This window comes from Halofilum ochraceum, from assembly GCF_001614315.2.
Classification (GTDB): Bacteria; Pseudomonadota; Gammaproteobacteria; order XJ16; family Halofilaceae; genus Halofilum; species Halofilum ochraceum.
The window spans coordinates 51,479-68,202 of record NZ_LVEG02000012.1; the positions used below are offsets into that span (position 1 = coordinate 51,479).

At 65.7% G+C, this 16,724-nt stretch carries 14 protein-coding genes and 1 rRNA gene; 10 read left to right on the forward strand and 5 right to left on the reverse strand.

What is annotated here, in order from left to right; genetic code table 11:
* Positions 1 to 252: 252 nt before the first annotated feature.
* Positions 253 to 2,280 (reverse strand): methionine--tRNA ligase, encoded by a 2,028-nt coding sequence (gene metG / locus A0W70_RS12285; RefSeq protein WP_067562800.1) that lies wholly within the window; start codon positions 2,278 to 2,280, stop codon positions 253 to 255.
* A 184-nt stretch (positions 2,281 to 2,464) separates the two neighbouring features.
* Between metG and A0W70_RS12290 the strand changes: the two genes are divergently transcribed.
* On the forward strand, positions 2,465 to 3,223 hold the full coding sequence (locus tag A0W70_RS12290; RefSeq protein WP_067562801.1) for a DUF481 domain-containing protein: 759 nt from the start codon (positions 2,465 to 2,467) through the stop codon (positions 3,221 to 3,223).
* Positions 3,224 to 3,304: 81 nt separating this feature from the next.
* On the forward strand, positions 3,305 to 4,021 hold the full coding sequence (locus tag A0W70_RS12295) for a YggS family pyridoxal phosphate-dependent enzyme (RefSeq protein ID WP_070989402.1): 717 nt from the start codon (positions 3,305 to 3,307) through the stop codon (positions 4,019 to 4,021).
* Between the two features lie 17 nt (positions 4,022 to 4,038).
* Here A0W70_RS12295 and A0W70_RS12300 read toward each other — a convergent pair whose 3' ends face one another.
* Complete coding sequence (locus A0W70_RS12300; RefSeq protein ID WP_067562807.1) at positions 4,039 to 4,698, reverse strand: histidinol-phosphatase; 660 nt, start codon at positions 4,696 to 4,698, stop codon at positions 4,039 to 4,041.
* A gap of 111 nt (positions 4,699 to 4,809) precedes the next feature.
* On the opposite strand from A0W70_RS12300, the gene A0W70_RS12305 reads away from it, so the two are divergent.
* Both A0W70_RS12305 and ptsP read left to right on the forward strand, forming a co-directional pair.
* Positions 4,810 to 5,313 carry an RNA pyrophosphohydrolase gene (locus A0W70_RS12305; RefSeq protein ID WP_067562810.1) on the forward strand — a complete coding sequence of 168 codons (504 nt, stop codon included), beginning with the start codon at positions 4,810 to 4,812 and terminating at the stop codon, positions 5,311 to 5,313.
* A 41-nt stretch (positions 5,314 to 5,354) separates the two neighbouring features.
* Positions 5,355 to 7,628 carry a phosphoenolpyruvate--protein phosphotransferase gene (gene ptsP, locus A0W70_RS12310; RefSeq protein WP_067562814.1) on the forward strand — a complete coding sequence of 758 codons (2,274 nt, stop codon included), beginning with the start codon at positions 5,355 to 5,357 and terminating at the stop codon, positions 7,626 to 7,628.
* Between the two features lie 326 nt (positions 7,629 to 7,954).
* Here ptsP and hemJ read toward each other — a convergent pair whose 3' ends face one another.
* The gene (gene hemJ, locus A0W70_RS12315; RefSeq protein WP_067562817.1) at positions 7,955 to 8,383 is read right to left on the reverse strand and encodes a protoporphyrinogen oxidase HemJ; all 429 of its coding nucleotides are present in this window, start codon (positions 8,381 to 8,383) and stop codon (positions 7,955 to 7,957) included.
* 140 nt (positions 8,384 to 8,523) lie between these two features.
* Here hemJ and argC point away from each other — a divergent pair, with 140 nt between their 5' ends.
* The 4 genes from argC to erpA all read left to right on the forward strand — a co-directional run bounded on the left by argC (position 8,524) and on the right by erpA (position 11,296).
* The gene (argC, locus tag A0W70_RS12320) at positions 8,524 to 9,558 is read left to right on the forward strand and encodes an N-acetyl-gamma-glutamyl-phosphate reductase (RefSeq protein WP_067562866.1); all 1,035 of its coding nucleotides are present in this window, start codon (positions 8,524 to 8,526) and stop codon (positions 9,556 to 9,558) included.
* 39 nt (positions 9,559 to 9,597) lie between these two features.
* On the forward strand, positions 9,598 to 10,356 hold the full coding sequence (locus A0W70_RS12325) for a DUF6776 family protein (protein WP_067562821.1): 759 nt from the start codon (positions 9,598 to 9,600) through the stop codon (positions 10,354 to 10,356).
* 3 nt (positions 10,357 to 10,359) lie between these two features.
* Entirely contained in the window at positions 10,360 to 10,878 is a 519-nt protein-coding gene (locus A0W70_RS12330) for a bactofilin family protein (RefSeq protein ID WP_067562824.1), read from the forward strand.
* A gap of 61 nt (positions 10,879 to 10,939) precedes the next feature.
* Complete coding sequence (gene erpA / locus A0W70_RS12335) at positions 10,940 to 11,296, forward strand: iron-sulfur cluster insertion protein ErpA (RefSeq protein ID WP_067562827.1); 357 nt, start codon at positions 10,940 to 10,942, stop codon at positions 11,294 to 11,296.
* A 392-nt stretch (positions 11,297 to 11,688) separates the two neighbouring features.
* Here erpA and A0W70_RS12340 read toward each other — a convergent pair whose 3' ends face one another.
* On the reverse strand, positions 11,689 to 12,804 hold the full coding sequence (locus A0W70_RS12340) for an anhydro-N-acetylmuramic acid kinase (RefSeq protein ID WP_067562830.1): 1,116 nt from the start codon (positions 12,802 to 12,804) through the stop codon (positions 11,689 to 11,691).
* Between the two features lie 5 nt (positions 12,805 to 12,809).
* A complete protein-coding gene (locus A0W70_RS12345; RefSeq protein WP_067562834.1) occupies positions 12,810 to 14,186 on the reverse strand; it encodes an OapA family protein in 1,377 nt (458 codons plus the stop codon).
* A gap of 209 nt (positions 14,187 to 14,395) precedes the next feature.
* Between A0W70_RS12345 and tyrS the strand changes: the two genes are divergently transcribed.
* Positions 14,396 to 15,601 (forward strand): tyrosine--tRNA ligase, encoded by a 1,206-nt coding sequence (tyrS, locus tag A0W70_RS12350; RefSeq protein WP_067562869.1) that lies wholly within the window; start codon positions 14,396 to 14,398, stop codon positions 15,599 to 15,601.
* A 553-nt stretch (positions 15,602 to 16,154) separates the two neighbouring features.
* Positions 16,155 to 16,724, forward strand: a 16S ribosomal RNA gene (locus tag A0W70_RS12355); the annotation flags it as partial.

The window sequence follows — 16,724 nt, forward strand, 5'->3', positions numbered from 1 at the left end:
CTCGCCAAGACGCCAAGCGCGCCAAGAAAAGCATGTTTGGAACGAACATAGTCCCCGATGCCCCGGGTGATGCGGAATATGAGGGTTCAGGCAGCGTTGAACCACACCTGATCCCGGTCATTTGGGCGGGGCCGCAAGGTATTGGATGGTCGTGTTTTTTTTCGGTTTACCACTTGGCGCGCTTGGCGTCTTGGCGAGAGATCAATTGGCGGTTCCAAGCCCCCACAGTACACGGATTCTCCCTGTCAGGCGTCAGCGGATACGCATGCCCGGCTCGGCGCCGCTGTCCGGTGAGAGGATGTGGATGCCTTCGCCGTCGCCGGCGGCGAGGACCATGCCCTCGGAGGTGCCGAAGCGCATCTTCCGCGGTGCCAGGTTGGCGACCATGACCGTCAGTCGGCCCTCGAGGGCAGCCGGATCGTAGGCCTTGCGGATGCCCGCGAACACGGTGCGCTGCTCCGTGCCCAGGTCGAGCGTGAGCCGCAGCAGTTTGTCGGCGCCCTCGACGCGTTCGGCGGCGGCGATGCGCGCGACCCGCAGGTCGACCTTCGAGAAATCGTCGACGTTGATGGTCTCGGCGATCTCCTCGCCGCCCGGCGGCCCGGCGGGCGCCTCGGCGCCGGCATTGCCGGCGAGATCGGCCTTTGACTGCTCGAGCATGGTGTCGATCGTGGTGCGCTCGATCCGCGTGATCAGCGGTTTGAACTTCGCGATTTCATGGTCCAGCAGCGGCCGCGCCGCGTTGTCCCAGTCGAGCGGATCGCACTGCAGGAACGCCTCGGTGCGTGCGGCCGTCTCGGGCAGCACGGGTTTGAGCCAGGCCATCAGCGTGCGGAAGCAGTTCAGACCCTGGGTACAGACCCGCTGGACCTCGGCCTCGCGGCCTTCTTCCTTGATGGCCTGCCACGGTGCACGCTCCGCGATCCAGGCGTTGGCGTCATCGGCGAGATCCATGATCTCGCGCATGGCGCGACCGAAGTCGCGGCGCTCGTACGCGGCGGCAATCGACTCGCCGGCGGCGACCATCTCCTCGAAGCGTTCCGGCGCCTCCAGTTCTCCGGCGAGTCGGCCGTCGAAGCGTTTGCTGATGAACCCGGCGCAGCGGCTGGCGATGTTCACGAGTTTGCCGACCAGATCGCTGTTCACGCGCTGGATAAAGTCGTCGAGGTTGAGGTCGAGGTCGTCGACGTCGGCGGACAGCTTGGCGGCGAAGTAATAGCGCAGATACTCCGGACCCAGATGGTCGAGATACGTGCGCGCCTTGATGAAGGTGCCCCGCGACTTCGACATCTTCTGGCCGTCGACGGTCAGGAAGCCGTGGCAGTAGACGCCGTCCGGCGTGCGGAAACCGGCGCCGTGCAGCATGGCCGGCCAGAACAGCGTGTGGAAATAGGCGATGTCCTTGCCGATGAAGTGATACAGCTCGGCGTCGCTTTCCGCACCCCAGACGGCGTCGAAATCCTCGCCGTTGCGATCGCACCAGTGGCGGTGGGCCGCCATGTAGCCGATCGGCGCGTCGAGCCAGACGTAGAAGTACTTGCCGGGCGCATCCGGGATCTCGAAGCCCCAGTAGGGGGCGTCGCGCGAGATGTCCCAGTCGGCGAGACCGGTCTCGAACCATTCATCCAGTTTGTTCGCGATCGCCGGCTGCAGATGACCGCCCCGGGTCCACTCGCGCAGCATGTCGGTGAAGTCGGCCAGCTGGAAGAAGTGGTGTTCGGATTCGCGCGTGACCGGCGTGGAGCCGGACAGCGCCGAGACCGGATTCTTCAGGTCGTTGGGCGTGTAGGTCGCGCCGCAGACCTCGCAGGAATCACCGTACTGGCCGGCCGCGCCGCAGCGCGGGCATTCGCCCTTGATGAAGCGGTCGGGCAGGAACATGCCGGCCTCTTCGTCAAAGGCCTGTTCGATGGTGCGCACGGCGATGTGGCCGTTGTCGCGCAGCCGCGTGTAAATGGTCTCCGCGAGTTCCCGGTTCTCCTCCGAGTGCGTGCTGTAATACGTATCGAAACCGATCAGGAAGTCGGCGAAATCGCGTTGATGTTCGGCGCTGAACCGGTAGATCAGGTCTTCGGGGGTCGTGTCTTCCTGCTGCGCCTTGAGCATGATCGGCGTGCCATGCGCGTCGTCCGCGCAGACGTACACGCATTGATTGCCACGCAGGCGCTGAAAGCGCGCCCAGATATCGGTCTGCACGTACTCGACCATGTGCCCGAGATGGATCGGGCCGTTGGCGTAGGGCAGGGCACTCGTGACCAGGATGCGACGCGGCGCGTTCATCTGCTCGGGCTTCCGGTTCGAAACAGGGACAGCCGGCAAACGTAACAGCAATGCGGGTATGCCGCCACCGCAGTGCCGGCCGTCATTGCCGGGACGGTGCCGGGGTCCGTACCATCGCGCGATCACTTATCGCGGCGCCGCCCGGTTCCCGCGGAGTTCGCATGGCAATCAACTGGAGAGCGTCTTGATCACCTGCCCCTCCCGCGCCGCCTGCGGCGCCCTGTTACTGTCCCTCCTCGCCACGCCGGTCTTCGCCGATGAAGATGCCGCCGGTGACGGTTCAGCGGAGACGCCCGAGTATCCCGAGGTCTCCGGCAACGTCACGCTGGGTCTGTTCAGCGCCTCCGGCAACACCGAGAGCGAGAGCGTCAAACTCGATGTCGAGACCGAAGTCGAGTATGACAAGTGGCGGCATACCGCGGCGGTCAACGGCTACCAGGCGTCGGAAGACGGCGAGGAATCCGCCGAGCGCTACGCGGGGCGGCTGCAGTCGGACTACCGCATTACCGAGCGCACCTATCTCTTCGTGGTCGGGCGTTATGAGCGCGATCGCTTCGGCGCCTTCGATCGTCGTGCCTCGCTCGCCTCCGGTCTCGGCCGCAGGTTCATTGAAACCGAGGACGTCGAACTGGATCTGGAGGTCGGTGCGGGTCGTCGGGTCGCCGAGCCGGACGGCACCAACGAGCGTGAATACGATACGATCGGCGTGCTGCGGGGGGACTTCGACTGGCAGTTGTCGGAGGTCAGCGAATTCAGCCAGGAGCTGCAGGTGGAGTCCGGCGAGGAAAACACCTCGACGAGCAGCGTGAGCGCGATCCGCTCGAAGTTCGCGGGCAACCTGTCGTGGGTGCTCTCCTACACCATCGAACACAACAGCGACGTGCCCGCGGGCACCGAGAAAACGGACCGGTTCACGGCGGTTTCGCTGCAGTACGGTTTCTGAGGCCCCACGACGGCTGCACCGTCATTCGATGTCTACACTGACGGGCAGGTCCGGGTGGTGTCGCACCGGGAGGACGCAGAAGTGAACGAGCCCGTAGATGCCGATCGGGATCGCACCGCGGTCCAGGCGGCCCTGGCGGAGGTGGAACGGCGCATCGACGCCGCGTGTGAGCGCGCCGGTCGCGATCGCGCCGGCGTGGCGGTGCTGCCGGTCACGAAAACGGTGCCGCCCGAGCGTATCGCCTGGGCGATCGAGGCGGGTTATCGAACGCTCGCGGAGAACCGTGTCCAGGACGCCGCCGCCAAGGCGGAGGCGTTGGCCGATCAGGGCGTGAGCTGGCACCTGATCGGCCATCTGCAGCGCAACAAGGTCAAACAGGCACTCGGGTTCGTCACCTGCATCGAGACCCTGGACCGGGAGAATCTCGTCGAACGCCTGGCGGATCAGCTGGCCGCGCGCGGTGAGAGCCGCGAGGTGTTGATGCAGGTCAACACTTCCGGCGCCGCCAGCCAGTTCGGGGTCATGCCGGAGGCCGCGGCCGAACTCGCGACCGTCATCGCGAAGCGGCCGGAGCTGGAATGGAAGGGGCTGATGACGATCGGCCGCTTCAGCGAAGACCCCGAGGACACGCGCGATTGTTTCCGCACACTGCGCCGGCTGCGGGACGATCTGCAGGAGCGGTCCGGCCAGGCGCTCCCGGTGCTCTCGATGGGCATGTCGGGCGACCTTGAAGTCGCCGTGGAGGAGGGGGCTACGCTGGTGCGTGTCGGCAGCGCCGTATTCGGCGCGCGCGGCTGAGCCAGTGGCGAACGCCGTCAATCGCCCCGTAGGCTGATCACCGGCCAGTTGCGCTCGCGCGCCGCCGCCGCGAGTTGCTCATCCGGATCGACCGCACAGGGTCGTTCGACCTGTTCCAGTAGCGGCAGATCATTGTGCGAGTCACTGTAGAACGCGCTCCCCTGGAGATCGGCCCCGTTCTCCTCCAGCCATAGCCCCAGGCGCTCGACTTTGCCCTCGCGAAAGCAGGGTGTCCCGCTGACATCCCCGGTGTAGCGGCCGTCGCGTTGTTCGGGGTCGGTCGCGATCAGGGTCTCGACCCCGAGCATCCGGGCGATCGGTTCCGTTACGAAGGAATTGGTCGCGGTGATGATCATCAGGTGATCGCCCGCGTCCCGGTGGCGCGCGAGCAGCGACGGGGTGCCCGGGGCGACGATCGGGGCGATCTTTTCCTCGATGAAGCCGGCGCGCAGGCGCGCCAGCTCGGCCGGGTCCGTCTCGGCGAGGATGCGCAGCGAGAAGCGCAGGAACTCGTGGATATCCAGTGTCCCGGCCTGGTACTCGGCGTAATACCGGTCATTCTGGCGCCGGTAATGCTCGCCGTCGACGATGCCGCGCTCCGCGAGATACTCGCCCCAGAGGTGATCGCTGTCGGCCGTGATCAAGGTGTTGTCGAGGTCGAAAATCGCGAGTCGCACGGTCAGTGTTCCCGGGGACGGGGAGCGCATTGTAGCAGAGCGATCCGGTGGCGCCTTGCGGGTATTCGTGTAACAATAAATCCAGAAGCCGATTCGGTGGTGATTCCGTAAGTGATTGATTCGAAAGGATACAGAGCCAACGTCGGGATCATACTCTCCAACGACGAGGGACGCCTGTTCTGGGGGCGGCGCAAGGGGCAGGAGGCGTGGCAGTTCCCCCAGGGCGGCATCCAGGCGCGTGAGTCCGCGCGCGCTGCCATGTATCGGGAACTGGCCGAGGAAACCGGCCTGCAGCCCGGCCACGTCGAGGTGATGGGCTGCACCCGGGACTGGCTGCGCTATGAGTTGCCCGCCCGCTATATCCGGCGTCGCTCGCGCCCGGTCTGTATCGGCCAGAAGCAGCGCTGGTTCATGCTGCGGCTTGTCGGGGACGAGTCCTGCGTCGATCTTGGCGCCAGCGACCGGCCCGAGTTCGATGACTGGTGCTGGGTGGATTACTGGCACCCGCCAACGGACGTGATCTTCTTCAAGCAGGCGGTGTATCGTGAAGCCCTGCGCGAACTTGCGCCCCTGCTGTTTCCGGAGTACGCGCCGGCAGCGGGATCCCGCGGCTAGCCCGTGAGCCACGGGCACGCCCTCCCGACCGGGACGTCTGCATGCTCTCGACGCTGCGCCGGATAGTCCAGGAAGTCAGCGCCGCGCCCGGCCTGGACGCTGCGCTGGATATCATCGTCCGTCGCCTGCACGGCGCCCTGGGCGTCGATGCCTGTTCGGTGTACCTCACTCAGCTCGAGGATGGCCCCCAGCGCCTGGTACTGCGGGCCGGCTACGGCATCAACAGCGACGCCATCGGACGCCTCAGCCTCGCCCCCGAAGAGGGCCTCGTCGGGCTGGTGGCGCAGCGGGCGGAGCCGCTCAATCTCGAACGCGCGACCAGTCATCCGCGTTTCCTCCATACGGACGCCTACGGCGAGGAGCTGTTCGAGACCTTCCTCGGGGTCCCGATCATCCACCAGAGCCGCGTCTTCGGCGTGCTCGTGGTATCGCAGCGCGAGGGCCGCCGCTTCGGCGAGGACGTCGTCACGTTCATGGTCACGCTGGCGGCGCAGCTCGCCGCCAGCATCATGCACGCCGTCGTCGGTGAGGAGGCCTTCCTCGTCCAGAGCGGACAGGCCGGCGGCGCCGGTATCGTCAAGGGGCTGTCGGGCGCGCTCGGCGTGGGCATCGGGGAGTGCGTGGTCGCCTATTCGCCGGCGGCGCTCGACGACATCCCCGATCGCCGCACCGATGATCCCGAGGCGGAGCTGCAACGGCTGCGCGACGCGATCGAGTCGACCAAGGTCGATATCCGCAACCTCTCGGAAGAGATGCGGACCGTGCTGCCGGAGGAAGAGCGCGCGCTGTTCGATGTCTACGTGATGATGCTGGACGGCGAATCGCTCTGGGCCGAGGCGGAACGCGTGATCCGCGGTGGCCTCTGGGCCCCGGCCGGTCTGCGCGAGAGCATCCGCTCGCACGTGCACCAGTTCCAGGATATGGCCGATCCGTATCTCGCGGAACGCGCGAGCGACATCCGCGATCTCGGGCGGCGGATCCTGGTCAAGCTCGGCCGCGACCAGCAGAACGGCCCGCGCGAGTATCCACGGCAGACCATTCTCGCCGGGCACGAGGTCAGCGCCGCACAGATCGCCGAGGTCCCACAGGAGCGCCTCGCCGGCATCGTCTCCATGCGCGGTTCCGGCTCCTCGCATGTCGCCATCCTGGCGCGCGCGCTCGGGATCCCCACCGTGATGGGCGCGGCCGACCTCCCGATCGCCCGGCTGGAAGGCAAGGAGCTGATCGTCGACGGCTATCTCGGCTGGGTGTTCGTCCAGCCGGATGACGACATCAAGGAGGAGTTCGTCCGGCTCGAGCGCGAGGAACACGAACTCACCGAGCAGCTCCAGGATCTGAAGCATCTGCCGACGGTGACCACCGACGGCACCCGGATATCGCTGTTCGCGAATACCGGTCTGCAGGCGGAGATCAGTCCCGCGCTGATCGAGGTCGCGGATGGGCTCGGGTTGTACCGCACCGAGATGCCGTTCCAGGTGCGCGACCGTTTCCCGGGCGAGGACGAGCAGGTGCAGATCTACCGCCGCCCGCTGGAGTCATTCGCGCCGGCGCCGTGCATCCTGCGCACGCTCGATATCGGTGGCGACAAGACGCTGCCCTATTTCTCGGTCGAAGAGGACAACCCGTTTCTCGGCTGGCGCGGCATCCGCGTCACGCTGGATCATCCCGAGATCTTCCTCACCCAGGTCCGGGCGATGCTCCGGGCGAACGAGGGCATCGGCAACCTGTCGATCATGCTGCCGATGATCTCGCGGCTCGAGGAGCTGCAGCAGTCGATGGCGCTGATCCAGCGTGCGCACCGGGAACTGCTGGATGAGGGGCTCGATACGCCGCTGCCGCCGATCGGCGTCATGATCGAGGTACCGGCCGCCGTCTATCAGATCGAGGCGATCGCCAAGCGCGTCGACTTCATCTCGGTCGGCACCAACGACCTCACCCAGTATCTGCTGGCGGTTGACCGCAACAACGAACGGGTCGCCAAGATCTACGACAGCCTGCACCCGGCGGTGCTGGCCGCGCTGGTCCAGATCAAGCGCGGCGCCGCCCGCCACGGCAAGCCGGTCAGCATCTGCGGCGAGTTCGCGGGCGATCCGCTGGGCGCCATCCTTCTGCTCGGCATGGGCATCGACAGCCTGTCGATGAGCGCCGGCAGCCTGCTGCGGATCAAGTGGGTAATCCGCTCATTCTCCTACCAGCGCGCCCGCGAGATCCTCGAACGCGCCCTCGAAATGGAAGACGGCCGCGAAGTCCGCGCCATGATGATCGAAGAAATCGAACGCGCGGGCATCGGTGGGCTCATCCGGGCAGGCAAATAATAGAACCACGAATGAACACGAATGGACACGAATGCTGCCGCAGGGCGTATCGAGCCCGGAGGAGCTGCGCTGTCAGGTGGGAGCCAACCGGATGGAGAGCAAAGAACCACAGATGAAAATCAAAGGCGATAGAGCGTAGGCCAAGACCGCGTGCCCCTGCCCCGCCGCCCTTTTCTTTGACCTTATCTGTGTTTATCTGTGTCCATCTGTGGTTCTCCACGGATTTTCAGGGCCACTACGCTCTCAGCGAAGCTCCTCCAGGGTCGATACGCCAAGCGGCAGCATTCGTGTCCATTCGTGTTCATTCGTGGTTCCTAAAACCCGCGTCAGAACGGCCGCACGACGGCCAGGATGATGATGCCGACGAGCAGCAGGGTCGGGGCCTCGTTGAACCAGCGGTACCAGACGTGATTGTGGCGGTTGCGGCCGTGGGCGAAGTCGCGGAGGAGGAAGCCGCACCAGACGTGGTAGGCGATCAGGGCGGCGACCAGCACGAGTTTGGCGTGGAGCCAGCCCCAGTGGGCCACGATCGGCCCGTAAGCGTACATCAGCGCCAGCCCCGATCCGACCGTCAGGACGCCGCCCGGCGTCATGATGCCGCGGAAGAGTTTGCGCTCCATCGTGCGCAGTCGGGCATCGCCGAGCTCGTCGTCGGCGTCCAGCATGGCGTGGTAGACAAACAGGCGCGGCAGATAGAACAGGGCGGCGAACCAGGTCACCATGAAAATGATGTGGAAGGCCTTCAGCCAGAGCATGCCGATCTCCCCGTGATCCGGAACCGCTTGAACGGCCGGTCACGGTAGCACAGCCGCGCGCCGCCCCATCCGTCGGGTCCACTGGCCGGCACCGGCCGATGAGCAGTATCATCATCCGCTCGCCATTAGATGGGGGTTACATGATTCGCGTCGGTATCGTTGGCGGCACCGGGTATACCGGGGTCGAGGTCCTGCGCCTGCTCGCCGGCCGTTCGGACGTCGAGGTGATCGCGATCACCTCGCGCGGCGCCGACGGTCAGCGCGTCGATGCCCGCTTCCCCAATCTGCGCGGGGTCACTGATCTCGTGTTCGAGACCCCCGCGGCGGCGCGGCTCACCGAGTGCGATATCGTTTTCTTCGCGACGCCGAATGGTACCGCCATGGAGCAGGCGCCCGCGCTGCTGGAAAGCGGTGTGCGCGTCGTCGACGTCTCGGCCGATTTCCGGCTGCGCGACCGCACGGAGTACGCGCACTGGTACGGGCGCGAGCATGTCGCCCCCGAGTGGCTGGCGCAGGCGGTCTACGGTCTGCCGGAGGTCCATCGCGACGCGATCCGCAGCGCCCGTCTGGTGGCGAACCCGGGCTGCTATCCCACCACCATTCAGCTCGGCCTGCTGCCACTGGTCGAAGCGGGCATCGTCGATCCCCACCGGTTGGTCGCCAGTGCGGTATCCGGCGCCACCGGCGCCGGCCGCAAGGAACGCGCGGATCTGCTGCTGGCCGAGACCGCCGACAGCACGCGCGCTTACGGCGCCGGCGGCCACCGGCATCTGCCGGAGATCCGCCAGGGTCTGAACGATGTCGCGGCGACGCCGGTCGAGCTGTCCTTCGTGCCGCACCTCGTGCCCCAGATCCGCGGGATTCACGCGACGCTGTTCGCAGAGCTGACCGGAGCGGCCGACGACCTGCAGCACCTGTACGAGACGCGCTACGCGGCGGAACCGTTCGTCGACGTGCTGCCGCCGGGGAGCCATCCGGAGACCCGCAGTGTCCGCGGCGCGAACGTCTGCCGGATGGCGGTCCATCGGCCGGACTCCGCCACGAACCGCGTGATCGTGCTCGCGGTGATCGACAACCTCGTCAAGGGGGCCGCCGGCCAGGCGATCCAGAACATGAACCTGATGTGCGGTCTCGACGAAGCGACCGGGCTCGGCCACGTGGCCCTGCTGCCTTGATCGCCAACGGATCCGGTTTGCGGGGAAAAGTGTCCCGGCATGAGTGACCAGCGCCGCTATCCCTCGCTGGGCGCGGAGTTCCGGGTACGGCGGCATCGCCCCGTACGCACCGCGATCGTGACGGCGGTCATCATTGTCCTGCTGGGCGTTGGCGGCTGGTCGTTGTACAGCAAGGGCGTGCGCGACGGCGGCTACCATGAGCGCGCGGCGAGCGCGACCGAGTCGCATCTGCGGATCCAGCTGGATGAACTGCGCGGGCGCGTGGCGGAGCTGTCGGAAGAAAACACCCTGCTCAAGCGTTCCCATCAGATCGACAACGATGCGATCGGACGGCTGCGCGACGCGCTGGCCGAGCGCGAGGAGCGGATCGCGGAGCTCGAGGAGGAACTGGCCTTCTATCGGAATCTGGTCTCGCCCTCGGAGATGCAGCCGGGGATCCGCATCCGGCGCCTGAGCCTCGTCGCCGTCCCGGGCGACACGCGCAGTTACCGCTATGAACTCGTGCTCACCCAGCTCAACAGCGATGACACGTACGTGGCGGGTCGCGTAGACTTCAGCATCGAGGGTGATCGGCCCGACGGACGGGCCACCCTCAAGCTCGATGAGGTTGCCACGGGCGACGGCGACGCCGATTCGAAGTTCCGCTTCCGCTATTTCCAGACCATGCGCGGGCGGATCCGGTTACCGGCGTCTTTCGACCCGATCCGCATACGCCTGCGGGTCGAGCCGTCCGGGGGGCGTGTGGATCCGGTCGAGAAAGACTATCCGTGGAATTCACTGCTGTCCGGAGGTCCGTAACTGATGCTGGGGAACAGCTCGAAGAAGTCGAAGGGTAGCGGGAACAAAGTCGATACCCTGATCGGCCACGAAACCGAGATCGTGGGTGACGTGCATTTTAGCGGCGGTCTGCATATCGACGGCGTCATCAAGGGCAATGTCTACGCGGACGGCGAGTCGGACTCGGTCGCGATCATCAGTGAGCGCGGGCGCGTCGAAGGCGAGCTCCGGGTGCCGAATCTGCTCATCAACGGTTTTGTAGCCGGGGATGTCTTCGCGGGTGGGCGCCTTGACCTCGCGAAGAACGCCCGTGTCCGGGGCGACGTCTACTACCACACCATGGAAATGGCGGGCGGGGCCGAAATCAACGGCAAGCTGGTGCGTACGGACGACGTGCAACAGCGCTATCTAGGGCACGAGGGCAGTGCGGATGAGCCGGGCCGCGAGCCGCCGGGCGAGCCGTCGCTGGACATCGACGCGGACGTGGTCCCCGGTCCGTCCGCCGAGCCCGATCCGTCGACGGAGCCCGATCGGCAATCTTGATTGAATCGGTCGGGAATGCTAGCTTGATTCACGTTCCCGGAAATACCGAAAGGCACTGCCCATGGCCGTCGAAGCCGAAAATCCCGTAACCGATCCCTTGATCTTCACCGACAGCGCCGCGCACAAGGTGAAGGGCCTGATCGAGGAGGAGGGCAATCCCGCGCTTATGCTGCGGGTGTTCGTGGCCGGCGGAGGCTGCAGCGGCTTCCAGTACGGCTTTACCTTCGATGAGGAGGTCCAGGACGGCGATACCGAGATCGACCGCGAAGGCGTGAAGCTCCTGATCGACCCGATGAGCTTCCAGTACCTCCAGGGGGCCGAGATCGACTACACGGAGAACCTGGAAGGCGCCCAGTTCGTCATCCGCAACCCAAACGCGGTCACCACCTGCGGCTGCGGCCAGTCCTTCTCGGCCTGACGCGGGACACGCCACCGCTTACCGAAAAGCCGGCCTTTGTGCCGGCTTTTTTCGTTTCGGGCGTCGGAAAAGGCGGGAACCACGAATGAACACGAATGCTGCCGCAGGGCCTATCAGGCCGGCGGGAGCTTCGCTGTCAGGTCGTACCAGCGGGATGGGGGAGAAGAACCACGGATGAACACAGATAAACACAGATAAAGTCAAAGAAAACGGCCGTTTGGAAGATCTAGCGGTCGAGGTACGCAACGGGGCGCCTTTGACTTTCATCTGTGTTTATCCGTGGTTCTTCCCTCGGTTTCAGAACCACCACGCCCTCAGCGAAGCTCCCCCAGGGTCGATACGCCCTGCGGCAGCATTCGTGTCCATTCGTGTTCATTCGTGGTTCCAGCCTTTTAGCCGCCCCGCGGAGCGCGGATGAGGCTGCCGAGGATGAGTTCGCGGCTGGCGCCGGTGACGCTGGGGCAGTTGCCGGGGCGTTCCTCTATGCGCTGGTGGGCCAGCCAGGCGAAGGCCATGGGTTCGACGTGGTTCGGGGCGATCCCGTATTCGGACGTGGTCTCGACCGGCGGGCCGTCCAGCCACCGGCGGAGACGGGCCAGCAGGTCGCGGTTGTAGGCGCCGCCGCCGCAGACCAGGACCCGGTCCACCGTCCCGGCCTGGCGGATGCCCTCGGCCACCGTGCGCGCGGTCAGTTCGGCCAGGGTCGCCTGCACGTCCCGGGGAGGCGGCTGGGAAGACATTGCCCGGAGGTGCTCGTCGAGCCAGTCGGCATGGAAGAGTTCGCGCCCGGTGCTTTTCGGCGGCGGGCGCTGGAACCACGGGTCCGCGCTCATGCGCTCCAGCAGATCCGTGTCCACGCGACCGCCGGCGGCCCAGGCGCCGTCGGCGTCGAAGCGCTCGCCCGACTGCCGCCCGATCCACGCGTCCAACAGGACGTTCGCCGGCCCGGTATCGAACCCGAGGACCGGCTCGCCAGGGCACAGCCGCGTGATATTGGCGATCCCGCCGAGATTGACCACGGCACGGCGTTCATCCGTGCGGGCAAACACGTGCTCGTGGAATGCCGGCGCGAGGGGGGCGCCTTCGCCGCCCGCGGCGATGTCGGCGCGGCGGAAATCGGCGACCGTGTCGATCCCCGTCAGCACGGCGATTCGATGCGGATCGCCGAGCTGGATCGTCGTGGGCGCGGGGCCCCGTGGGCGGTGGAGCACCGTCTGCCCATGTGAGCCGATGGCGCGGATATCCGTGGCCTGGGCTCCAGACTCGGCCAGGAGTCCCTGAACCGCCGCCACGCTGGCGTCGGCCAGCTCCACGTCGAGGGTGGCGGCGTCCGCGAGACTCGCATCCGCTCGGCAGGCGGCCAGGATCCGTTCCCGGAGCGCGTGACCGAACGGCCGCTGGATATGCGCCCGTTCTACGGGGCGGTCCTCGGAGAAGGAGGCGAGGCAGGCATCGATACCGTCGGCGCTTGTACCGGTCATCAGGCCGACGTACAGGGACGCCGACATCGACGTCACTCGTCGAGCGCGGCGTACGCGCGGTCCAGCGTGTCGAGCTGGGCGACGAGCGGGGCGATCGCCTGCCGGAAGCGGTCCTGTTCCTCTGAGGGGATCGGATCGACGCTCGGGAATTCCATGGTCAAGGGATCCCGGTGATCGCCGTTGACGCGGAATTCGTAGTGCAGGTGCGGTCCGGTGGAGCGCCCGGTACTGCCGACGTAGCCGATCACTTCACCCTGCTCGACCCGGCTGCCCACCCGTTGGCCACTGGCGTACCGGTGCAGGTGTGCATAGGCCGTGCTGTAGCGGCTGCCGTGACGAATCAGGATGAAGTTGCCGTATCCGCCATTACGGCCACGCTGCACGATCCGGCCGTCACCGGTGGAGCGGATGGGGGTGCCGGTGCGTGCCGCGTAATCGACGCCGTGGTGATTGCGCATACGGCCGAGCGTCGGATGGTAGCGTTTGCCGAACCGCGAACTGATACGGCTGAACTCCACCGGCGTGCGCAGGAAGGCTTTGCGCATGGAAGTGCCGTCCGGCGCGAAGTACTCGGTATCGCCCTGCGCGTCCGTGTAGCGGACCGCGCGGTGGACCGTGCCACGGTTCTCGAATTCGGCCGCGACGATGTCGCCGGTCCGGACCCGGTCGCCCTCTTTGTAGAAGGCCTCATGGATTACCGTGAAGCGGTCGCCGCGGCGGATGTCGAGTACGAAGTCGATATCCCAGCCGAAAATCCTGACGAGCTCCATGATCATCCGGTCCTCGAGCCCCGCATCCGCGGCGGCCTGAAACAGCGAGCTCCGGATGACGCCGCTGGCGTGCTCCAGCCGCCGCTCAAGCGGTTCCTTCACGATCTGGCCCTCGAAGGCTTCGCCGTCACGGCTGAACTCGATCCGGCGGTCAGGCGCCTTGCGGTAATCGAGGCGGACAAGACGTCCCGTTTCATCGAACCCGAGGTCGATATCATCGCCAGGATGGATACGCGTCATCGCGCGTCCGGCGTCGCCCGCCGTGGCGATCTCGTGAACCGTGCGGCGATCGATGCCCGCGTCCTCGAGCAGACGGGCGAGCGTATCGCCCCGACTGACGGTCACCGTTTGCCAGTTCGCGACGCCCGATTCACGCGCCTCGGCCTCGGTCCGGCTGGACCGATCCGCGGCGGCTGGCAGACCCAGCGATTCGCTCTGCAGCGAATCCCGCGCCTGCGCGCGGACGCTATCCGGCGACCCGGCGACGGGTTCCTGGGACTTCGCCATGACTACGCCGAGGACCACGAAACCCAGCGTGAAAGCCGCCCAGCGCAATCCCCAGTGGAGATTGGGGCGCTTGCCGGAGGAGTCATCAAGCGGCGTACTGTAATCGGATCGAATGCGTGTCTTGTTCTTCACGAGAGGGTGTGATCGCGGAAACCGGGTACACAACGATGCCCCACGCCCGCACGACCGTCAATTGGTTACGCATTACAATTGACGTGATGATGTAGCCGGGAGAAATGATCCCCGGCGGCTGAATCGCTACAATCATGCGCCGCTCGCGCGGGCCAGTCAGCGGCCCGGCGGTCGACGGCAATCCGACACGCAACCGTATGGAGACCCCGATGACGGGCGTCGATTCCGATGCGCTCGCGCTGATCCGGCGCGGGACCGAAGACATCCTGCTGGACGAAGAACTCGTCGAGCGCATGGGCAGTGGGCGTCCCCTGCGCATCAAGTGCGGTTTCGACCCGACCGCGCCCGATCTGCATCTCGGCCACACGGTGCTGATCAATAAACTGCGCCAGTTCCAGAGCCTCGGGCACGAGGTCCTGTTCCTGATCGGGGATTACACCGGCATGATCGGGGACCCGACCGGCAAGAGCGCCACGCGTCAGCCGCTGACCCCGGAGCAGGTGCGGGCCAATGCCGAGACCTACCGGCAGCAGATCTTCCGGATCCTCGATCCGGAACGCACCCGGATTGTGTTCAACTCGGAGTGGATGAACGCGATGGACGCAAGCGGGCTGATCCGCCTCGCGGCTCGCCACACCGTCGCGCGCATGCTCGAACGTGATGACTTCCACAAGCGCTACGCCGACGGGCGCCCGATCGCGATCCACGAATTCCTGTACCCGCTCATCCAGGGGTACGACTCGATCGCCCTCGAGGCCGACGTCGAACTGGGCGGGACGGACCAGCGTTTCAACCTGCTGGTCGGCCGTGAGCTGCAGAAGCAGGAGGGGATGGCGCCCCAGGTGGTGATGACCATGCCCCTGCTCGAAGGGACCGACGGCGTCCAGAAAATGTCGAAATCCCTCGATAACTACATCGCCATCGAAGAGGACGCCCCGAGTATCTTCGGCAAGGTCATGTCGATCTCGGATGAGTTGATGTGGCGCTGGTTCCGCCTGCTCAGCCTGCGGCCCGAAGCCGAGCTCGAGCGCCTGCGGCGCGACGCCGAGGAGGGCCGCAACCCGCGCGATATCAAATTCGAGCTCGCGCATGAACTGGCCGCGCGCTTTCAGGGCGCGGCCGCGGCGGACGCGGCCCAGGCCGCGTTCATCGCGCAGTTCAGCCAGGGCGGCGGGCCGGAAGATGTGCCGGAGCGTGAAGTTGCCGCCGCCGAAGACGGTGTGATCCCGTTGCCCCATTTGCTGCGCGACGCCGGGTTGACCGGGTCGACCTCCGAATCGCTGCGGATGCTCGGCCAGGGGGCCGTGCGGATCGATGGCGAGCGCGTCGAAGACCGGAATCTCCAGATCGGTCGCGGCAGCGTGCACGTATTCCGCGTCGGCAAGCGCCGTTACGCCCGTGTCACGGTCACCTGAAGCACAGGGATCCGGGCGTCGAAAGGTCGTGCCCCGATGCGGGGCCGAACTCCCCGGGGAAGGGGGTTCGACGGTTGGCGAAATCGATAGCGAAAAGGCGTTGACGACCACCAGTTGGGGTGTAAAATGCGCCGCCTCATCAGGGGGACAACGGGGCGCACGGCGCCCTTGAGACCCCCGCCGCGGAGGCCCCGGGAAACGGAGCCGAAACGGGTTGACCAAGACCGGCGGCGCTGTATAATGCTCCGCTTCGCCCGGCAAGCCGGGCACCGGCGAAGCCGGCGGCAAGCTTCGAAAAAAGCGGTATCGGTTCCATCAGCTATTGACGGCATCCGGCACCAAGCGTAATATTCGAAGGCTCGCTGACGGGGCAAGCAAAACAGGCCCCCGCTCTTTAAAAACACGGATCAAGTGACTTGTGTGGGCGCTTGTATCGATGGAATTGCGGTACGCAATGAAATCGATGGAAAGCGTCCCGAAACAGCCTTTGAGCGTTTCGGGTCAAAACTTTTCATCAAGCTGTATTTAGTGGTCTTCGGACCACATCAGGTTTGAACTGAAGAGTTTGATCCTGGCTCAGATTGAACGCTGGCGGCATGCCTAAGACATGCAAGTCGAACGGTAACGGGCCCTTCGGGGTGCCGACGAGTGGCGGACGGGAGAGTAATGCATCGGAATCTGCCCAGTAGCGGGGGATAACCCGGGGAAACTCGGGCTAATACCGCATACGCCCTACGGGGGAAAGCGGGGGATCTTCGGACCTCGCACTATTGGATGAGCCGATGTCGGATTAGCTTGTTGGTAGGGTAACGGCCTACCAAGGCGACGATCCGTAGCTGGTCTGAGAGGATGATCAGCCTCACTGGGACTGAGACACGGCCCAGACTCCTACGGGAGGCAGCAGTCGGGAATATTGGACAATGGGCGAAAGCCTGATCCAGCAATGCCGCGTGTGTGAAGAAGGCCTGCGGGTTGTAAAGCACTTTCAGTAGGGAAGACGGGGGTAGTCGTTAATAGCGGCGACTCTTGACGTTACCTACAGAAGAAGCACCGGCTAACTCCGTGCCAGCAGCCGCGGTAATACGGAGGGTGCAAGCGTTAATCGGAATTACTGGGCGTAAAG